The 23,640-nt window shown below is 68.1% G+C and carries 1 protein-coding gene; it reads right to left on the minus strand.

What is annotated here, in order from left to right; all coding sequences use genetic code 11:
- Positions 1-16 precede the first annotated feature (16 nt).
- Positions 17-23,578: an SDR family NAD(P)-dependent oxidoreductase gene (locus OH809_RS08260; RefSeq protein WP_406514971.1), complete on the minus strand. Its 23,562-nt coding sequence runs from the start codon at positions 23,576-23,578 to the stop codon at positions 17-19.
- Positions 23,579-23,640 lie beyond the last annotated feature (62 nt).

Consider the following 23,640-nt stretch of genomic DNA (forward strand, 5'->3'; position numbering starts at 1 on the left):
TTCATACGGTGCGGGTTCACTGCCGCAGCCACCGCCGGGTGGTTGCGGCGGTCTCGATGGCCCCCGCCTCGATCAGGCCGAAGTGGTCCGCGGCGATCTTCACTTCGGAATCGGCGATGTTCCAGGTCGGCCAGGTGTCTGCGTCCAGTGGCACGTCGGCCCGGATCATCAGGCTCCGGGCAGCGATCCGGGGCGGGGTGTGCTCGGCCAGCAGGCGCATGTAGGCGCCCATCGTTAGCCAGTCGGCGTCGGCGATGGCCCCGGCCTGGGGCTCCCGGCCGAGGATCTGTGCCATCACCGAACTGAAGACGCTGTTCGTCTCCTCCTCGGAGTCCGGCATGGGTGTGTCGATCACGACCACGCCGACCGGCTGCACACCGGCCGCCTCGAACCGGGCGGCGAGGGAGTGCGCGAGGACACCGCCCGTCGAGTAGCCGACCAGGACGAACGGCGCCTCGCCGACCGCCCGGGCGATCGATTCCGCCAGCACCTCGACCGCCGCGTCCCACGAGCCGGGCGCGGGTTCGGCGTCGCGGTAGCCGGGCAGCGAGCAGGCGAACACATCCCGTTCGCTGTCGAAACCGTCGGCGAACCGCATGAACTGGTGCGGGCTCGATCCGACCACGAAGGAGGGTACGCAGACGATCTTCGTCCGCCCGTTCCCCGACGCCAGCTGGACGACGTACTCGTCGTCGGCGAGATCGGCTGCCGAGGCGAACGTCGGCCGGAACCGGGCCGCCCCGGTCAGCAGCGGCACGGCCTCTGCGATCGAGCCGGCGGCGTGCGCGTGGCGCAGCAGTGCGCCGAGCGTGCCGCCCTCGGGCGTGCTCTCGCCAGCGCGCGGTGCGGCCTGCTCTATGCCTCCGGTCTCGTCGAGTATCAGGCGTGTGATGGCGGCCGGGGTCGGGTGGTCGAAGACCAAGGTGGTGGGCAGTCGCAGGCCGGTGGCCTGCGTCAGCCGGTTCCGCAGCTCAACCGCGCCCAGGGAGTCGATACCCAACTCCCTGAATGCACGCTCCGGATCCACCGCCGACGCCGAGGCATGCCCAAGAACAGCAGCCACCTGCGCCACGACCACATCCAGCACCACCCGCTCGCGCTCTCCCTCGGGCACACCGGCCAGCCGCTGGAGCAGAGAACCGGCACCATCCGCCTGCCGCGCCTGCGCCCGCACCAACCCACGGAACAACGCCGGCAGCATTCCCGTCCGCGCCTGCACCCGCAACGCACCCGAATCCAAAAGCACCGGCACCAACAACGCCTCGTCCAACCGCTGAGCCTGATCGAACAGCTCAAGACCGAGCTCGGTCGACAGTGCGCCGGTACCCATTCGCTCCAGACGGGCGATCTCGGCCTCACCGAGCCCACCCGCCATACCACCGGCATTCGCCCAAAGGCCCCACGCAAGCGACGTCGCGGGCAGCCCCTCGGCCCGGCGAACCGCAGCCAACGCATCCAGGAACGCGTTCGCCGCAGCGTAATTACCCTGCCCCGGACTACCCATCAGAGCGGCGACCGAGGAGAACAACACGAACGCCGAAAGCTCCATACCCGCGGTCAGTTCATGCAAGTGCAGGGCCGCATCCAGCTTCGGACGCATCACCCGCTCCAGCTGAGCCGGAGTCAGCGACTCGATCACACCGTCATCCAGCACACCAGCCGCATGCACCACCGCCGTCAACGGCCGCTCCAACGAACCCACCAGACCAGCAAGCTGCTCCCGATCAGCCACATCACAGGCCTCCACCCGCACCCGCGCACCAGCAGCCTCAAGCTCACCCACCAACTCCGGAACACCCTCAGCCGCCACACCACGACGACTCACCAGCAACAGATGCCGCGCCCCGTACTCACGCACGAAATGCCCCGCGAACGACGCACCCAGACCACCCGTACCACCAGTGATCAACACCGTCCCCTCCGGATCCACCGGAGCCGGAACCGTCAGCACGACCTTCCCGACATTGCGCCCCTCGCGCAGGAACCGGAACGCCTCCACACCCCGACGCACATCCCAACTCCGGATCGGAGAGTGCCGCAGAGCACCTTGCTCGAAGAGCGACACCAGGTCCCTCAGCATCTGCTGGATCCGGTCGGGGCCGGCCTCCAGCAGGTCGAAGGAGAGATACCGGACTCCGGCGCGGACACCAGCCACTGTCTCGGGGTCACGGATGTCGGCCTTGCCCATTTCGAGGAACCGGCCACCGCGCGGCAGCAGATCCAGCGAGGCATCGATGTACTCACCGGCCAGCGCGTTCAGCACCACATCGACGCCGGCGCCCTCCGTGACCTGGAGGAACTTCTCCCGGAAGGACAGGTCCCGGGAAGAGGCGATCCGGTCCTCGGCTACACCGAGGCCACGCACCGCGTCCCACTTCGGTTCGCTCGCCGTGGCCAGGACCTCCGCACCGAAGTGCCGCGCCAACTGCACCGCGGCCGACCCCACACCACCGGCGGCCGCGTGCACCAACAGCCGCTCACCTGGCTGTACTCCCGCCAGATCGGTCAACGCGTAGTAGGCGGTCAGGAAGACCAGCGGCATGGCTGCCGCTTCCGTGAACGACCAGCCCTCCGGTATCGGGACGACCATCCGGTGGTCGGTGATCCCGATCGGACCGAACGGGTCCATCAGCAGACCCATGACCTGGTCGCCGGGGGCCAGGTCGGTCACCTCGGCGCCGACTTCCAGAACCACGCCGGCCGCCTCACTGCCGAGCGGGGCCTCGCCGGGATACATACCCAGCGCGATCAGCACATCCCGGAAGTTCAGACCCGCGGCCCGGATACCGACCCGCACCTCGTTGACACCAAGCGGTCGGTCCCCGCTCGAGGGAATGATCGCGAGGTCTTCCAGCGACCCCTTACGCTTGCTCCCCAGCCGCCAGGCACCATCGACAGCCGGCGCCTCTGCGCGTGCCAGGCGGGGGGCGAGCAGCTCTCCGGCACGGACCGCGAGCTGCGGCTCATCAACACCGATCACCGCGGACCACTCCGGAACCACGTCACCATCGACATCCACGAGCGTGATCCGGCCCGGATGCTCCGACTGCGCACTGCGCACCAGACCCCACACCGGAGCCTGCACCAGATCCGGAACCTGCTCACCCACCCCAACCGCGTTACGCGTCACCACCAACAGCCGCGCACCCGCCAGCACCTCACTGGCCAGCCACCGCTGAAGCAACTCCAACGTGCCCGCCGCCACCGCCCGCGCAGCCGAAGCCACATCCGACACCGGCAACGACTCCACCGCAACAGCCACGACCTCCGGAACAGCAGCCCCCTCGGCCACCGCCCCCTCCAACGCCGCCAGATCCGCGAAACGCTCACCCGGAACAAAGCACCCGCCCAGCACCGCCACCGAAGCCACCGGCCCCGCCGACGCCCCCGACACGGCCGACCAATCCAGCCGGAACAACGCGTTCTGCCCGCCCCGCCGAGCACCCTCCAGCTGCGCCCGATCCACCGGACGCACCGACAGCGCATCCACCGCGACAACCAGCGCACCACGCTCATCCACGACATCGATCCGCAACGCAGACCCCTCAGCCCGGCCAATACGCGCCCTCACCCGCGACCCGGCACCATGCCCCAACCGCACACCCGACCAGGAGAACGGAAGATCCACACCAGAAGCCGGATCCCTCCCCACCAACCCACCGTGCAACACCGCATCGAACAACGCCGGATGCACACCAAAGCCCTCACCACCAGCGCCCTCGGGCAACACCACCTCGGCATACAGATCCTCACCGACCCGCCACGCCGCACGCAGCCCCTGAAACACCGGCCCGTACTCATAACCGCTCTCAGCAAGCCGCGGGTACAGCGCTTCAAGGGCAACGGGTGCCGCCGCCCTGGGCGGCCAGGCCGTGGGGAACGGGCTCGACTGCTCGGTCCTGGTCGTCAGCCACCCACGCGCATGGCAGACAGCCGCATCCTCGACCGTCTCCGCCCGGGAATACACCCCGACCTCGCGACGACCGTCCTCGTCCTGCACACCAACCATGACCTGCACCTGCCGCGCAGCACCCTCATCCAAGATCAGAGGAGCCTGCAGCACCAACTCGTCCACGACCGGGCAGTTGGTCAGCCGGCCCGCGTGCAACGCGAGCTCGACCAGCGCAGTACCGGGAACGATCACCGAACCGAGCACCACATGGTCCCGAACCCACGGCGCGGTGTCGTGGGAGAGGCGTCCGGTGAAGACCCACTCGTCCCGGTCACCGACCGGAACCGCAGCACTGAGAATCGGATGGTCGATGCGCCCGAGGCCGGCCGCAGCCGGATCCCCCGACCCCGAACCGGCACCCTGTGTGAGCCAGTACCGCTCGTGCTGGAAGGCGTAGGTCGGCAGCTCTACCTGCCGCGCACCCGTCCCTGCGTAGAAGGTGTCCCAGTCGATCGGGATGCCCGCGGCATGGGCCTGGCCCAGGAAGCCGGCGAACGCCTCTGCCTCCGGAACACGCGCCCGCAGCACCGGCACGAACACCGCACCCTCATCGTCGAGAGAGTCCAGGGTCTGGCGGGTCAGCGCGGTCAGGACCGCATCCGGGCCCAGCTCCACGAACCGGGTGACACCCTCCGCGGCAAGCGTGCGCACGCCGTCCGCGAAGCGGACTGCTTCACGCACATGACTCACCCAGTACGACGGATCCGCAAGCTCGGACGACACCAAAGCGCCGGTCAGGTTCGACACCACCGCCATCGACGGCTGATGGAACGTCAACCCCTCCGCGATCATGCGGAACTCATCAAGCATCGGCTCCATCAGCGGCGAGTGGAACGCATGACTGACCCGCAGACGTGTCGCCCTACGCCCCTGCTCCTGCCACTGCGGCAGCCACTCCTCGATCGCCTCCAGCTCACCGGAGACCACCACAGCCATCGGACCATTGACCGCAGCAACCGACAGACGGCCCTCGAAACCGGCAAGGGACTGCGCTACTTCTTCTTCAGTGGCCTGGACGGCGACCATGCCACCACCCTCAGGCAGTGCACCCATCAGCCGGCCCCGCGCGGCCACCAGCGCGCACGCGTCCTCCAGCGACAACACACCCGCCACATGCGCACACGCCAACTCACCCACCGAATGCCCGATCAGCACATCCGCCCGAACACCCAGCGCCTCCAGCAGACGGAACAACGCCACCTCAACCGCAAACAAGGCGGCCTGCGTGAACTCCGTCCGATCCAAAAGCGCCGCCTCCGCAGAACCTTCCTCCGAGAACAGCAACTCCTTCAACGACCGGCCCAGCACCGAGTCGAGCTTGCCGCACACCTCGTCCAAGGCCTCAGCGAACACCGGATACGCCGCAGCAAGCCCCGCACCCATCCCCGCACGCTGCGCACCCTGACCCGAAAACAGGAAACCCGTCCTGCCGGAAACCAGGCCCGCGCCCGGCCGCTCCACAACCAGCGCGCCCAGCGCTGCAAGCAGACCATCCCGGTCGGACGCCACAACGGCCGCCCGCCGGTCGAACTGCGCCCGCGACTTCACCGCCGAGAACGCCACATCCAGCACACCCAACTCAGGACGCGCCAGCACATGCGACCTCAACCGCTCCACCTGAGCAACCAACGCCCCCGCACTCTTACCCGACACCACCACCGGCACCGGCACCGGCACAACAGGTGCTGCTGAGGGAGTGTCACCCTCAGTACCGGCAGCAGCCTTCCCTGCCGGTGCCTCCTCCAGGATCACGTGAGCGTTCGTTCCGCTCACGCCGAAGGACGACACACCCGCACGGCGGGTCCGGTCGCCACCCGGCCACTCGACAGCCTCGGTCAGCAGCTCGACCTCACCTGCGGTCCAGTCGATGTGCGGCGACGGCTCATCCACATTCAAGGTCTGCGGCAGCACACCGTGCTGCATCGCCTTGACTATCTTGATCACACCCGCCACACCAGCAGCAGCCGACGCGTGACCGATATTCGACTTGATCGAACCCAACCGCAGCGGACCGTTCACCCGGTCCTGCCCATAAGTCGCCAGCAACGCCTGCGCCTCGATCGGGTCACCCAACCGCGTACCCGTGCCATGACCCTCGACCGCGTCCACATCCGCCGGCGACAACCCCGCATTAGCGAGGGCCTGACGGATGACACGCTCCTGCGAGGGACCATTCGGCGCCGTCAGACCATTACTCGCACCATCCTGGTTGACCGCACTGCCCCGCAGAACACCCAGAATCCGGTGACCGTTGCGCTGCGCATCCGACAACCGCTCCAGAACGACCAGACCCACACCGTCGGAGAAACCAGTGCCATCCGCACCCGCCGCATACGACTTGCACCGCCCATCAGCCGCCAGACCCCGCTGACGACTGAACTCCTGCAACAAGAACGGCCCCGACATCACCGTCACACCACCGACAAGCGCCATCGAGCACTCACCCGACCGCAACGCCTGCGACGCCAGATGCATCGCCACCAACGACGACGAACACGCCGTATCCACCGACACCGCCGGCCCCTCCAGACCGAGGCTGTACGCGACCCGGCCCGACACCACGCTGGACGTCGTTCCCGTCAGCCGGAAACCCTCCAGCTCCGGCGGTGTCGAGACACCATAGTCGGAGGAAACAACACCGCAGAAGACCCCGGTGTCACTGCCACGCAGCCCAGCCGGATCGATCCCCGCATCCTCCAACGCCTCCCACGACGCCTCCAACAGCAACCGCTGCTGCGGATCCATCCCCAGCGCCTCACGCGGACTGATCCCGAAGAAGCCCGCATCGAACTCGCCGACGCCATCGAGGAACCCGCCCCCGCTCGCGTAGACCTTCCCGGCCTGCTCAGGGTCGGGGTCGTAGAGCCGCTCCAGATCCCAGCCACGGTCCGTCGGCAGACCCGAGATCGCATCCCGGCCCTCCGCCACCAACCGCCACAACCCCTCAGGCGACGCCACACCACCCGGATACCGACACGCCATACCCACAATCGCCAACGACTCATCCACCTCGGGACGCCGACGACGAGAACGAACCGGCACCACAGCCGGCTCCACCACACCCACCTCACTGAGTATCAGGCGTGTGATGGCGGCCGGGGTCGGGTGGTCGAAGACCAAGGTGGTGGGCAGTCGCAGGCCGGTGGCCTGCGTCAGCCGGTTCCGCAGCTCAACCGCGCCCAGGGAGTCGATACCCAACTCCCTGAATGCACGCTCCGGATCCACCGCCGACGCCGAGGCATGCCCAAGAACAGCAGCCACCTGCGCCACGACCACATCCAGCACCACCCGCTCGCGCTCTCCCTCGGGCACACCGGCCAGCCGCTGGAGCAGAGAACCAGCACCATCCGCCTGCCGCGCCTGCGCCCGCACCAACCCACGGAACAACGCCGGCAACAACCCCGCCCGCGCCTGCACCCGCAACGCACCCGAATCCAAAAGCACCGGCGCAACCAACGCCTCACCCAGACCCAACGCACGATCAAACAACTCAAGACCGAGCTCGGTCGACAGTGCGCCGGTACCCATTCGCTCCAGACGGGCGACCTCGGCCTCACCGAGCCCACCCGCCATACCACCGGCATTCGCCCACAGACCCCACGCAAGCGACGTCGCGGGCAGCCCCTCGGCCCGGCGAACCGCAGCCAACGCATCCAGGAACGCGTTCGCCGCAGCGTAATTACCCTGCCCCGGACTACCCATCAGAGCGGCGACCGAGGAGAACAACACGAACGCCGAAAGCTCCATACCCGCGGTCAGTTCATGCAAGTGCAGGGCCGCATCCAGCTTCGGACGCATCACCCGCTCCAGCTGAGCCGGAGTCAGCGACTCGATCACACCGTCATCCAGCACACCAGCCGCATGCACCACCGCCGTCAACGGCCGCTCCAACGAACCCACCAGACCAGCAAGCTGCTCCCGATCAGCCACATCACAGGCCTCCACCCGCACCCGCGCACCAGCAGCCTCAAGCTCACCCACCAACTCCGGAACACCCTCAGCCGCCACACCACGACGACTCACCAGCAACAGATGCCGCGCCCCGTACTCACGCACGAAATGCCCCGCGAACGACGCACCCAGACCACCCGTACCACCAGTGATCAACACCGTCCCCTCCGGATCCACCGGAGCCGGAACCGTCAGCACGACCTTCCCGACATTGCGCCCCTCCCGCAGGAACCGGAACGCCTCCACACCCCGACGCACATCCCAACTCCGGATCGGAGAGTGTTCGAGCACACCCTGCTCGAAGAGCGCGACGACCTCGGACAGCATCTCCTGGATCCGCTCCGGCCCCGCGTCGAACAGGTCGTACGCCTGATAGCGAACCCCGGTACGCGCCTCCTCGATCTCGGTGGCATCGCGGATGTCGGCCTTGCCCATTTCGAGGAACCGGCCACCGCGCGGCAGCAGATCCAGCGAGGCATCGATGTACTCACCGGCCAGCGCGTTCAGCACCACATCGACGCCGGCACCCGCCGTGACCTCAAGGAACTTCTCCCGGAAGGACAGGTCCCGGGAAGAGGCGATCCGGTCCTCGGGAACACCGAGGCCACGCACCGCGTCCCACTTCGGTTCGCTCGCCGTGGCCAGGACCTCCGCACCGAAGTGCCGCGCCAACTGCACCGCAGCCATGCCGACACCACCGGCGGCCGCGTGCACCAACAGCCGTTCGCCGCGCTGCAGGCCGGCCAGATCGACCAGTCCGTAGTACGCCGTCAGGAAGACCACCGGAACCGAAGCCGCCTGCGCGAACGACCATCCCGCGGGCATCGGCGCGATCATCCGGCGGTCGGCGACCGTCACGGGGCCGAAGGCATCGGCCATGAGGCCCATGACCTGCTGCCCCGGGACCAGATCGGTCACCTCGGGGCCGACTTCGAGGACCACACCGGCCGCCTCCGTACCCAGCGGCACATCGCCCGGGTACAGGCCGAGCGCGATCAGCACATCCCGGAAGTTCAGGCCTGCAGCCCGCACTCCGATACGTACCTCACCGGCCCGGAGCGAACGACCTGCGTCGGAGCGAACAATGGCCAGGGCGTCGAGCGAGCCCTTCCGTTCGCTTCCCAGTTGCCAGAGATCCGACGTCGGCTGCGCCTCTGCGCGTGCCAGGCGGGGTGCGAGCAGTTCTCCGGCACGGACCGCGAGCTGCGGCTCATCGACACCGATCACCGCGGACCACTCCGGAACCACGTCACCATCGACATCCACGAGCGTGATCCGGCCCGGATGCTCCGACTGCGCACTGCGCACCAGACCCCACACCGGAGCCTGCACCAGATCCGGAACCTGCTCACCCACCCCAACCGCGTTACGCGTCACCACCAACAGCCGCGCACCCGCCAGCACCTCACTGGCCAGCCACCGCTGAAGCAACTCCAACGTGCCCGCCGCCACCGCCCGCGCAGCCGAAGCCACATCCGACACCGGCAACGACTCCACCGCAACAGCCACGACCTCCGGAACAGCAGCCCCCTCGGCCACCGCCCCCTCCAACGCCGCCAGATCCGCGAAACGCTCACCCGGAACAAAGCACCCGCCCAGCACCGCCAACCGAACAGATCCGTTCGGCCGGCCGGTCACGGGAGTCCAGTTGACCTGGTACAGCGAGCTGGGGGTCTGCTTCGTGCCCTGAAGCTGAGTCTGGTCGACCGGCCTGAAGGCCAGCTTGGCCACACTCACCACCGGTACGCCGTCCTCGCCTGCGACATCGATCCGCAGTGCCGATGCTCCGGCCGAACCGATCCTGACCCGGACGCGGGCCAGGCCGGCCTGCCCAAACTGGACGCCGGACCAGGAGAACGGCAGTCCCGCGGATGCCCTGTCACCGGAGTCCAACCAGTCCAGGCCTCCGTGCAGGGCGGCGTCGAACAGGGCCGGATGGATGGCAAAGCCCTTCGCAGCATCGACATGCTCGGCCGGCAGGGCCACCTCTGCGTACACGGTGTCCTCGTCGCGCCACGCGGCCCGAACCCCCTGGAAGGCGGGCCCGTAGTCGAATCCGATGTCGGTCACCCGGGCGTATATCGCGTCCACCGAGACCGGTTCCGCGCCGGCCGGTGGCCACTGCCTCGGCCAGTCCATGGCGGCGTCGTCCGTTGCGATGAGGACGCCGCGGGCGTGGCATGTCGCCTGGTGCGCGGTGTCGTCGCCTTCGGGCCGGGAGTACAGCGCCACGTCGCGGCGGCCGTCCTCGTCGGGTTCACCGAGCTTGACCTGCACGTGCACCGAGGTGTTCTCGTCCAGCATCAGGGGCGCTTCGAGGACCAGCTCCTCGACCACCGGACTGCCCGCCTCCCGACCCGCGGCACCGGCCAACTCGACCAGCGCGGTACCGGGAACGATCACCGAACCGAGCACCACATGGTCCCGAACCCATGGCGCGGTGTCGTGGGAGAGGCGTCCGGTGAAGACCCACTCGTCCCGGTCACCGACCGGAACCGCAGCACTGAGAATCGGATGGTCGATGCGCCCGAGGCCGGCCGCGGCCGGGTTCCCGGAGCCCTCGCCCGGCGCGAGCCAGTACCGCTCGCGCTGGAACGCGTAGGTCGGCAGTTCGACGCGTCGGGCTCCGGTGCCTGCGTAGAAGGTGTCCCAGTCGATCGGGATGCCCGCGGCATGGGCCTGGCCCAGGAAGCCGGCGAACGCCTCTGCCTCCGGAACACGCGCCCGCAGCACCGGCACGAACACCGCACCCTCATCGTCGAGAGAGTCCAGGGTCTGGCGGGTCAGCGCGGTCAGGACCGCATCCGGGCCCAGCTCCACAAACCGGGTGACACCCTCCGCGGCAAGCGTGCGCACGCCGTCCGCGAAGCGGACTGCTTCACGCACATGACTCACCCAGTACGACGGATCCGCAAGCTCGGACGACACCAAAGCGCCGGTCAGGTTCGACACCACCGCCATCGACGGCTGACAAAACGTCAACCCCTCCGCGATCATGCGGAACTCATCAAGCATCGGCTCCATCAGCGGCGAGTGGAACGCATGACTGACCCGCAGGCGTGTCGCCCTACGCCCCTGCTCCTGCCACTGCGGCAGCCACTCCTCGATCGCCTCCAGCTCACCAGAGACCACCACAGCCATCGGACCATTGACCGCAGCAACCGACAGACGGCCCTCGAAACCGGCAAGGGACTGCGCTACTTCTTCTTCAGTGGCCTGGACGGCGACCATGCCACCACCCTCAGGCAGTGCACCCATCAGCCGGCCCCGCGCGGCCACCAGCGCACACGCGTCCTCCAGCGACAACACACCCGCCACATGCGCACACGCCAACTCACCCACCGAATGCCCGATCAGCACATCCGCCCGGACACCCAGCGCCTCCAGCAGACGGAACAACGCCACCTCAACCGCAAACAGAGCGGCCTGCGTGAACTCCGTCCGATCCAAAAGCGCCGCCTCCGCAGAACCTTCCTCCGCGAACAGCAACTCCTTCAACGACCGGCCCAGCACCGAGTCGAGCTTGCCGCACACCTCGTCCAAGGCCTCAGCGAACACCGGATACACCGCGGCGAGACCCGCACCCATCCCCGCACGCTGCGCACCCTGACCCGAAAACAGGAAACCCGTCCTGCCCGCAACGAGACCCGCGCCCGGCTGCTCCACAACCAGCGCGCCCAGCGCTGCAAGCAGACCATCCCGGTCGGACGCCACAACGGCCGCCCGCCGGTCGAACTGCGCCCGCGACTTCACCGCCGAGAACGCCACATCCAGCACACCCAACTCAGGACGCGCCAGCACATGCGACCTCAACCGCTCCACCTGAGCAGCCAACGCCCCCGCACTCTTACCCGACACCACCACCGGCACCGGCAGCGAGGGCGGCTCGCCCTCAGCACCGACAGCGGCCTCCTCTACCGGCGCCTCCTCGATGATCACGTGAGCGTTGGTGCCGCTCACGCCGAAGGACGACACACCCGCACGACGCGGCCGTCCTGCCGAGCCAGGCCACTCGACAGCCTCGGTCAGCAGCTCGACCTCACCCGCCGTCCAGTCGATGTGCGGCGACGGCTCATCCACATTCAAGGTCTGCGGCAGCACACCGTGCTGCATCGCCTTGACCATCTTGATCACACCCGCCACACCAGCAGCAGCCGACGTGTGACCGATATTCGACTTGATCGAACCCAACCGCAGCGGACCGTTCACCCGGTCCTGCCCATAAGTCGCCAGCAACGCCTGCGCCTCGATCGGGTCACCCAACCGCGTACCCGTGCCATGACCCTCGACCGCATCCACATCCGCCGGCGACAACCCCGCATTAGCGAGGGCCTGACGGATGACACGCTCCTGCGACGGACCATTCGGCGCCGTCAGACCATTACTCGCACCATCCTGGTTGACCGCACTGCCCCGCAGAACACCCAGAATCCGGTGACCGTTGCGCTGCGCATCCGACAACCGCTCCAGAACGACCAGACCCACACCGTCGGAGAAACCAGTGCCATCCGCACCCGCCGCATACGACTTGCACCGCCCATCAGCCGCCAGACCCCGCTGACGACTGAACTCGATCAGGAGGGTGGGGCCGGCCATCACCGTCACACCACCGACAAGCGCCATCGAGCACTCACCCGAACGCAACGCCTGCGACGCCAGATGCATCGCCACCAACGACGACGAACACGCCGTATCCACCGACACCGCCGGCCCCTCCAGACCGAGGCTGTAGGCGACCCGGCCCGACACCACGCTGGTCGTGCCGCCGGTCAGGCGGAATCCCTCGACCTCGGGCAGGGAGCCCGCCGGCGAGGCCGCATAGTCGGAAGGACCGACGCCGCAGAAGACGCCGGTGTCACTGCCGCGCAGCGTGGCCATGTCGAGTCCGGCGTCCTCCAGTGCCTCCCAGGACGCCTCCAGCAGCAACCGCTGCTGCGGATCCATCCCCAGCGCCTCACGCGGACTGATCCCGAAGAAGCCCGCATCGAAGTCAGTGGCACCTTCCAGGAATCCGCCGCCGCGTGCGTAGACGGTTCCGAGCCGGTCGGGGTCGGGGTCGTAGAGCCGCTCCAGATCCCAGCCACGGTCCGTCGGCAGACCCGAGATCGCATCCCGGCCCTCCGCCACCAACCGCCACAACCCCTCAGGCGACGTCACACCACCCGGATACCGACACGCCATACCCACAATCGCCAACGGCTCATCCGCCTCGGGACGCCGACGACGAGAACGAACCGGCACCACAGCCGGCTCCACCACACCCACCTCACTGACCAACAACCGCGCCACCGCAGACGAGGTCGGGTGATCGAACACCAACGTCGACGGCAACCGCACCCCACTGGCCTGCGTCAACCGATTCCGCAGCTCAACCGCACCCAACGAGTCGAACCCAAGATCCTTGAACGCCCGATCCGGATCCACCGCCTCACCCGACGCATGCCCAAGAACAGCCGCCACCTGCCCACGCACCAGATCCAGAGCAATACGCTCCCCATCACCCGGCGCAGCACCAGCCAACTGACGAGCCAACGAACCACCCGCACCAGCACGACGAGCCGGCATCCGCACCAACCCACGGAACAACGCCGGCAACAACCCCGCCCGCGCCTGCACCCGCAACGCACCCGAATCCAAAAGCACCGGCGCAACCAACGCCTCACCCAGACCCAACGCACGATCAAACAACTCAAGACCGAGCTCGGTCGACAGTGCGCCGGTACCCATTCGCTCCAGACGGGCGACCTCGGCCTCACCGAGCCCACCCGCCATACCACCGGCATTCGCCCACAGACCCCACGCAAGCGACGTCGCGGGCAGCCCCTCGGCCCGGCGAACCGCAGCCAACGCATCCAGGAACGCATTCGCCGCAGCGTAATTACCCTGCCCCGGACTACCCATCAGAGCGGCGACCGAGGAGAACAACACGAACGCCGAAAGCTCCATACCCGCGGTCAGTTCATGCAAGTGCAGGGCCGCATCCAGCTTCGGACGCATCACCCGCTCCAGCTGAGCCGGAGTCAGCGACTCGATCACACCGTCATCCAGCACACCAGCCGCATGCACCACCGCCGTCAACGGCCGCTCCAACGAACCCACCAGACCAGCAAGCTGCTCCCGATCAGCCACATCACAGGCCTCCACCCGCACCCGCGCACCAGCAGCCTCAAGCTCACCCACCAACTCCGGAACACCCTCAGCCGCCACACCACGACGACTCACCAGCAACAGATGCCGCGCCCCGTACTCACGCACGAAATGCCCCGCGAACGACGCACCCAGACCACCCGTACCACCAGTGATCAACACCGTCCCCTCCGGATCCACCGGAGCCGGAATGGCATCGGGCTGACCGGCCTTGACCAGGCGCGGCGCGAACAGCCGCCCGGTGCGAACCGCCAGCTGAGACTCGTCCGACGCAAGGACTTGGCCCCAGTCGGGCAGCTCGTCGCCGTCGACATCCACCAGCAGGAAGCGGTCCGGGTGCTCGGACTGCGCGCTGCGGACCAGGCCCCAGACCGAGGCCTGCGACAGGTCCGGCGCCTGCTCGCCGACCGCTACCGCATTCTGCGTCACCACTGCGAGCCGAATGCCGGCGAGCTGCTCGTCCGCAAGCCACCGCTGAAGCAGCCGCAGCGTGTCTGCAGTTACCTCATGAGCCGAAGCCGACCCGGCTCGCTGCCCGGAGTCCGTGATCACGGCGACAGCCAGGTCGGGCGCCGTCGCACCATCGGCAGCGGCCTGTTCCAGTACGTCACCGAGCATGGCGAAGCGGGGCACATGCGCACCGGGTGCGGCCGTGACCTCGGTCCAGTCGAGGCGGAACAGTGCGTCGCCCTGGTCCCGCTGCGCGCCCTTCAGCTGCGACTGCTCCACCGTGCGGAAGGCCAACTTCGCCACACTGGCCACGAGTTCGCCCCGCTCGGAGGCGATATCCACGCGCAGCGAGGAATCACCCTCCGAGCCGATCCTGACCCGGACCCGGGCCAGGCCGCCCTGCCCGAACCGGACTCCGGACCACGAGAACGGCAGCCGCGCAGAGCCGTCGCCCTGGTCGAGCCAGTCGAGTCCACCGTGCAGGGATGCATCGAACAGAGCCGGGTGGATGCCGAATCCCCGGGCCGTCTCCGTGTCCTCGTCCGGCAGGGCCACCTCGGCAAAGACCTCGTCGCCGGCCCGCCAGGCGGCCTGCATGCCCTGGAAGGCAGGACCGTAGTCGAATCCGATCTCGGCCAGCCGCGCATACAGCACGTCCACGGCGATCGGTTCGGCGTCCGCAGGGGGCCACTCGGCAGGCAGCCACGAGACGTCGGCCGGGGTTTCGTCCTGCGCGAGAAGGCCACGAGCGTGACAAGTCCCCTCGTGCTGACCGCTCTCGGACTGGGAGTAGATCGCGACCGGGCGGCGGCCATCCTCCTCCGGTTCACCGACGGTCACCTGTACGCGGACATCAGTGCCCGCGTCCAGGATCAGGGGCGCTTCGAGGATCAGCTCGTCGAGCAGGGGGCTGCCCACTTCCCGCCCGGCTGCTCCGACGATCTCGACCAGTGCAGTACCGGGGACGACGATCCTGCCGAGAACACCGTGGTCCTGGGTCCACGGCGCCGCTTCTGGGGACAGCCGGCCGGTGAACAGCCACTCGTCCCGGTCACCTACGCGCACCCCGCCCACAAGCACGGGATGGTCGATGCGCCCGAGGCCGGCCGCGGCCGGGTCCCCGGAGCCCTCGCCCGGCGCGAGCCAGTACCGCTCGCGCTGGAACGCGTAGGTCGGCAGCTCTACCTGCCGCGCACCCGTCCCTGCGTAGAAGGTGTCCCAGTCGATCGGGATGCCCGCGGCATGGGCCTGGCCCAGGAAGCCGGCGAACGCCTCTGCCTCCGGAACACGCGCCCGCAGCACCGGCACGAACACCGCACCCTCATCGTCGAGAGAGTCCAGGGTCTGGCGGGTCAGCGCGGTCAGGACCGCATCCGGGCCCAGCTCCACGAACCGGGTGACACCCTCCGCGGCAAGCGTGCGCACGCCGTCCGCGAAGCGGACTGCTTCACGCACATGACTCACCCAGTACGACGGATCCGCAAGCTCGGACGACACCAAAGCGCCGGTCAGGTTCGACACCACCGCCATCGACGGCTGATGGAACGTCAGCCCCTCCGCGATCATGCGGAACTCATCAAGCATCGGCTCCATCAGCGGCGAGTGGAACGCATGACTGACCCGCAGACGTGTCGCCCTACGCCCCTGCTCCTGCCACTGCGGCAGCCACTCCTCGATCGCCTCCAGCTCACCAGAGACCACCACAGCCATCGGACCATTGACCGCAGCAACCGACAGACGGCCCTCGAAACCAGTCAGCGTTTCCCGGACCTCATCCTCGGTCGCCTCGACGGCGACCATGCCACCACCCTCAGGCAGTGCACCCATCAGCCGGCCCCGCGCGGCCACCAGCGCGCACGCGTCCTCCAGCGACAACACACCCGCCACATGCGCACACGCCAACTCACCCACCGAATGCCCGATCAGCACATCCGCCCGGACACCCAGCGCCTCCAGCAGACGGAACAACGCCACCTCAACCGCAAACAAGGCGGCCTGCGTGAACTCCGTCCGATCCAAAAGCGCCGCCTCCGCAGAACCTTCCTCCGCGAACAGCAACTCCTTCAACGACCTGGGCAGAACCGAATCAAACCGGGCACACACCTCGTCCAGAGCCTCAGCGAACACCGGATACACGGCCGCGAGACCCGCACCCATCCCCGCACGCTGCGCACCCTGACCCGAAAACAGGAAACCCGTCCTGCCCGCAACGAGACCCGCGCCCGGCCGCTCCACAACCAGCGCGCCCAGCGCTGCAAGCAGACCATCCCGGTCGGACGCCACAACGGCCGCCCGCCGGTCGAACTGCGCCCGCGACTTCACCGCCGAGAACGCCACATCCAGCACACCCAACTCAGGACGCGCCAGCACATGCGACCTCAACCGCTCCACCTGAGCAGCCAACGCCCCCGCACTCTTACCCGACACCACCACCGGCACCGGCAGCGAGGGCGGCTCGCCCTCAGCACCGACAGCGGCCTTCCCTGCCGGTGCCTCCTCCAGGATCACGTGAGCGTTGGTGCCGCTCACGCCGAAGGACGACACACCCGCACGACGCGGCCGTCCTGCCGAGCCAGGCCACTCGACAGCCTCGGTCAGCAGCTCGACCTCACCCGCGGTCCAGTCGATGTGCGGCGACGGCTCATCCACGTTCAAGGTCTGCGGCAGCACACCGTGCTGCATCGCCTTGACCATCTTGATCACACCCGCCACACCAGCAGCAGCCGACGCGTGACCGATATTCGACTTGATCGAACCCAACCGCAGCGGACCGTTCACCCGGTCCTGCCCATAAGTCGCCAGCAACGCCTGCGCCTCGATCGGGTCACCCAACCGCGTACCCGTGCCATGACCCTCGACCGCATCCACATCCGCCGGACTCAGACCAGCGTTCTCCAACGCCTGCCGAATCACCCGCTCCTGCGACGGACCATTCGGCGCCGTCAGACCATTACTCGCACCATCCTGGTTGACCGCACTGCCCCGCAGAACACCCAGAATCCGGTGACCGTTGCGCTGCGCATCCGACAACCGCTCCAGAACGACCAGACCCACACCGTCGGAGAAACCAGTGCCATCCGCACCCGCCGCATACGACTTGCACCGCCCATCAGCCGCCAGACCCCGCTGACGACTGAACTCCTGCAACAAGAACGGCCCCGACATCACCGTCACACCACCGACAAGCGCCATCGAGCACTCACCCGACCGCAACGCCTGCGACGCCAGATGCATCGCCACCAACGACGACGAACACGCCGTATCCACCGACACCGCCGGCCCCTCCAGACCGAGGCTGTAGGCGACCCGGCCCGACACCACGCTGGACGTCGTTCCCGTCAGCCGGAAACCCTCCAGCTCCGGCGGTGTCGAGACGCCATAGTCGGAGGAAACAACACCGCAGAAGACCCCGGTGTCACTGCCACGCAGCCCAGCCGGATCGATCCCCGCATCCTCCAACGCCTCCCACGACGCCTCCAACAGCAACCGCTGCTGCGGATCCATCCCCAGCGCCTCACGCGGACTGATCCCGAAGAAGCCCGCATCGAACTCGCCGACGCCATCGAGGAACCCGCCCCCGCTCGCGTAGACCTTGCCGGCCTGCTCGGGGTCGGGGTCGTAGAGCCGCTCCAGATCCCAGCCACGGTCCGTCGGCAGACCCGAGATCGCATCCCGGCCCTCCGCCACCAACCGCCACAACCCCTCAGGCGACGTCACACCACCCGGATACCGACACGCCATACCCACAATCGCCAACGACTCGTCCACCTCGGGACGCCGACGACGAGAACGAACCGGCACCACAGCCGGCTCCACCACACCCACCTCACTGACCAACAACCGCGCCACCGCAGACGAGGTCGGGTGATCGAACACCAACGTCGACGGCAACCGCACCCCACTGGCCTGCGTCAACCGATTCCGCAGCTCAACCGCACCCAACGAGTCGAACCCAAGATCCTTGAACGCCCGATCCGGATCCACCGCCTCACCCGACGCATGCCCAAGAACAGCCGCCACCTGCCCACGCACCAGATCCAGAGCAATACGCTCCCCATCACCCGGCGCAGCACCAGCCAACTGACGAGCCAATGAACCACCCGCACCAGCACGACGAGCCGGCATCCGCACCAACCCACGGAACAACGCCGGCAACAACCCCGCCCGCGCCTGCACCCGCAACGCACCCGAATCCAAAAGCACCGGCGCAACCAACGCCTCACCCAGACCCAACGCACGATCAAACAACTCAAGACCGAGCTCGACCGGCAGTGCGCCGACGCCCTGGCGGGCCAGACTGGCCAGTTCGGCCTCGTCCAAGGCGCCGGTCATCCCGGTCGCATTCGCCCAAAGGCCCCAGGCGAGCGACGTCGCGGGCAGCCCCTCGGCCCGGCGAACCGCAGCCAACGCATCCAGGAACGCGTTCGCCGCAGCGTAATTACCCTGCCCCGGACTACCCATCAGAGCGGCGACCGAGGAGAACAACACGAACGCCGAAAGCTCCATACCCGCGGTCAGTTCATGCAAGTGCAGGGCCGCATCCAGCTTCGGACGCATCACCCGCTCCAGCTGAGCCGGAGTCAGCGACTCGATCACACCGTCATCCAGCACACCAGCCGCATGCACCACCGCCGTCAACGGCCGCTCCAACGAACCCACCAGACCAGCAAGCTGCTCCCGATCAGCCACATCACAGGCCTCCACCCGCACCCGCGCACCAGCAGCCTCAAGCTCACCCACCAACTCCGCGACACCCTCAGCCGCCGCACCACGACGACTCACCAGCAGCAAGTCGCGCGACTCGTACGACTGGACGAGATGGCGTGCGACCAAGGCACCGAGGCCACTGGTGCCACCAGTGATCAGGACCGTTCCGTCGGCGAGCACCTCGCGCGACGGCGTGGCGCTCACACGGCCCAGTCGCGGCGCAAGCAGCCGACCGCCGCGCACCGCGAACTGCGGCTCGTCGACATCGGCCAGCGCAGCCCAGTCCGGCTCGTCGGCATCGAGGTCGAAGTCGGCCAGCACGAACCGTCCCGGATGCTCCGACTGTGCGCTCCGTACGAGTCCCCACACCGGTGCGACGGCCAGGTCCGGCGCTTCGTCAGCGACGGCGACTCCGCGGCGTGTGGCCACCACCAGTCGAGCGCCGGCGAGTTCGTCATTCGCCAGCCACTCCTGCACCAGTTCGAGGGTGCGCTCGGTGACATCGTGCGCGGCCGTTCCTGCTGGTCCGGTCGATCCCTCGATCCTGGCGACGACCAGGTTCGGCGCCGCCGCGCCGCCGGCGACGGCGTGCGTGAGCGCGGCCAGGTCGGCGTACCCGTCAGGGCGGCCGAGCACCTCGACAGCCGTCGGCTCGGGACCGGCCTCTGCAGAGACCTCCGCCCAGTCGAGGCGGAAGAGCGCGTTCTGGCTCCCTCGCTGTGCACCCATGAGCTGTTCTTCGCCGACGGGGCGCACGGCGATGGACTTGACCGAAACGACCTCGGCTCCGGATTCGTCAACGGCATCGAGCCGCAGCTCGGAGTCCCCGGTTGCGACCGCGCGCACGCGCAGCCGGGTAGCCCCACGACTCGCGAGTCGTGCGCCGGACCAGCTGAACGGCATCTTCCGCTCACCGGTCTCGCCGCCGAGCAGCAGGACGGCGGCACCGCTCTGCAGGGCTGCGTCGAACAGCGCCGGGTGAATTCCGAAGCCTGGGGTGGCCGGCTCGCCGGGGAATTCCACCTCGGCGTACACGTCGGCACCGTCGCGCCACAGAGCCTGCAGGCCCTGGAAGATGGGGCCGTAGTCGTAGCCGATCTCGGAGAGGCGGGTGTACGCGTCCTCCACTGCGACCGCCTCCGCCTCGGGCGGCGGCCATGCGGCCGGCCAGTCCATGGCCGGCTCGGCATCGGCGGCGAGCGTACCCCGGGCATGACAGATCGCTTGTGGGGCGGTCTCACCCTCGGCCTCGGGCCGGGTGTAGATCGCAACGGAACGGCGGCCGTCCTCGTCCGGCTCGCCGACGGTCACCTGTATCTGGACCGGCTGGTCCTCCAGCAGGATCAGCGGTGCTTCGAGGACCAACTCCTCGACGACCGGGCTACCTGCCAGCCGTCCTGCGGCCAGGGCAAGTTCGATGTGCGATGTGCCCGGCACGACGATGTTGCCGAGCAGCACGTGTTCGGCTGTCCATGGCTGTGACTCGGTGGACAGACGGCCGGTGAAGACCCACTCGTCCCGGTCACCGACCGAAACCGCGGCACTGAGAATCGGGTGGTCGATGCGCCCGAGGCCGGCCGCGGCCGGATCCCCGGAACCCGAACCCGGCCCCGAGGCCAACCAGTACCGCTCGTGCTGGAAGGCGTAGGTCGGCAGCTCTACCTGCCGCGCACCCGTCCCTGCGTAGAAGGTGTCCCAGTCGATCGGGATGCCCGCGGCATGGGCCTGGCCCAGGAAGCCGGCGAACGCCTCTGCCTCCGGAACACGCGCCCGCAGCACCGGCACGAACACCGCACCCTCATCGTCGAGAGAGTCCAGGGTCTGGCGGGTCAGCGCGGTCAGGACCGCATCCGGGCCCAGCTCCACGAACCGGGTGACACCCTCCGCGGCAAGCGTGCGCACGCCGTCCGCGAAGCGGACTGCTTCACGCACATGACTCACCCAGTACGACGGATCCGCAAGCTCGGACGACACCAAAGCGCCGGTCAGGTTCGACACCACCGCCATCGACGGCTGATGGAACGTCAACCCCTCCGCGATCATGCGGAACTCATCAAGCATCGGCTCCATCAGCGGCGAGTGGAACGCATGACTGACCCGCAGACGTGTCGCCCTACGCCCCTGCTCCTGCCACTGCGGCAGCCACTCCTCGATCGCCTCCAGCTCACCGGAGACCACCACAGCCATCGGACCATTGACCGCAGCAACCGACAGACGGCCCTCGAAACCAGTCAGCGTTTCCCGGACCTCATCCTCGGTCGCCTCGACGGCGACCATGCCACCACCCTCAGGCAGTGCACCCATCAGCCGGCCCCGCGCGGCCACCAGCGCGCACGCGTCCTCCAGCGACAACACACCCGCCACATGCGCACACGCCAGCTCACCCACCGAATGCCCGATCAGCACATCCGCCCGGACACCCAGCGCCTCCAGCAGACGGAACAACGCCACCTCAACCGCAAACAAGGCGGCCTGCGTGAACTCCGTCCGATCCAAAAGCGCCGCCTCCGCAGAACCTTCCTCCGCGAACAGCAACTCCTTCAACGACCTGGGCAGAACCGAATCAAACCGGGCACACACCTCGTCCAGAGCCTCAGCGAACACCGGATACACGGCCGCGAGACCCGCACCCATCCCCGCGCGCTGCGCACCCTGACCCGAAAACAGGAAACCCGTCCTGCCCGCAACGAGACCCGCGCCCGGCTGCTCCACAACCAGCGCGCCCAGCGCTGCAAGCAGACCATCCCGGTCGGACGCCACAACGGCCGCCCGCCGGTCGAACTGCGCCCGCGACTTCACCGCCGAGAACGCCACATCCAGCACACCCAACTCAGGACGCGCCAGCACATGCGACCTCAACCGCTCCACCTGAGCAGCCAACGCCCCCGCACTCTTACCCGAAACCACCACCGGCACCGGCACCACACGTGCGGGCACTGGTACAGCAGGCACCACCGAGGGCGCATCGCCCTCAGCGCCGGAGGCAGCCTCCTCTACCGGCGCCTCCTCCAGGATCACATGCGCATTGGTTCCGCTGATACCGAAGGAGGACACACCGGCGCGGCGCGGCCGCTCGCCACCCGGCCACTCGGCTGCCTCGGTCAGCAGCTCGACCTCACCCGCCGTCCAGTCGATGTGCGGCGACGGCTGATCCACGTTCAGGGTCTGCGGCAGCACACCGTGCTGCATCGCCTTGACCATCTTGATCACACCCGCCACACCAGCAGCAGCCGACGTGTGACCGATATTCGACTTGATCGAACCCAACCGCAGCGGACCGTTCACCCGGTCCTGCCCATAAGTCGCCAGCAACGCCTGCGCCTCGATCGGGTCACCCAACCGCGTACCCGTGCCATGACCCTCGACCGCATCCACATCCGCCGGACTCAGACCAGCGTTCTCCAACGCCTGCCGAATCACCCGCACCTGCGACGGACCATTCGGCGCCGTCAGACCATTACTCGCACCATCCTGGTTGACCGCACTGCCCCGCAGAACACCCAGAATCCGGCGGCCATTGCGCTGCGCATCCGACAACCGCTCCAGAACGACCAGACCCACACCGTCGGAGAAACCAGTGCCATCCGCACCCGCCGCATACGACTTGCACCGCCCATCAGCCGCCAGACCCCGCTGACGACTGAACTCCTGTAACAGGAAAGGTCCCGCAAGCACGGTCACACCACCGACGAGCGCCATCGAGCACTCACCCGACCGCAACGCCTGCGACGCCAGATGCATCGCCACCAACGACGACGAACACGCCGTATCCACCGTGACAGCCGGCCCCTCGAACCCAAAGCTGTAGGCGACCCGGCCCGACACCACACTCGACGCGGTACCCGTCAGCCGGAAGCCCTCCAGCTCGGGCTGGGCCGAGTTTCCGTAGTCGGACAGAACCGCTCCGGCGAAGACTCCGGTGTCGCTTCCGCGCAGCGTGCCCGGGTCGATCCCGGCGTCCTCCAGCGCCTCCCAGGACGCCTCCAGAAGCAGCCGCTGCATGGGGTCGATGGCCAGTGCCTCGCGCGGACTGATACCGAAGAAGCCCGCATCGAACTCGCCGACGTCGTCGAGGAACCCGCCCCCGCTCGCGTAGACCTTCCCGGCCTGCTCAGGGTCGGGGTCGTAGAGCCGCTCCAGATCCCAGCCACGGTCCGTCGGCAGACCCGAGATCGCATCCCGGCCCTCCGCCACCAACCGCCACAACTCCTCGGGCGACGTCACACCACCTGCGTAGCGGCAGCTCATGCCCACGATCGCGAGTGGTTCGGTGGCCTGCGCCACCAGCCGTCGGTTCTGCTGGCGGAGACGCTCGGTCTCCTTCAGTGACTTGCGCAGCGCTTCAACGAGCTCGTTCTGGTTGGCGGACATCGCCTTGGCTCCCCCGTTCGGCCGCGCTCTTACGGCCGTGTTCTCAGCTGTCTTCGGTTCGG

Source organism: Streptomyces sp. NBC_00873 (genome assembly GCF_045207415.1).
In the GTDB taxonomy this organism is placed as follows: Bacteria; Actinomycetota; Actinomycetes; order Streptomycetales; family Streptomycetaceae; genus Streptomyces.

What these genes read in the sequence shown, in the direction of transcription:
- OH809_RS08260 (WP_406514971.1), bottom strand. Translation starts at nt 23,578, where the DNA reads ATGTCCGCCAACCAGAACGAGCTCGTTGAAGCGCTGCGCAAGTCACTG.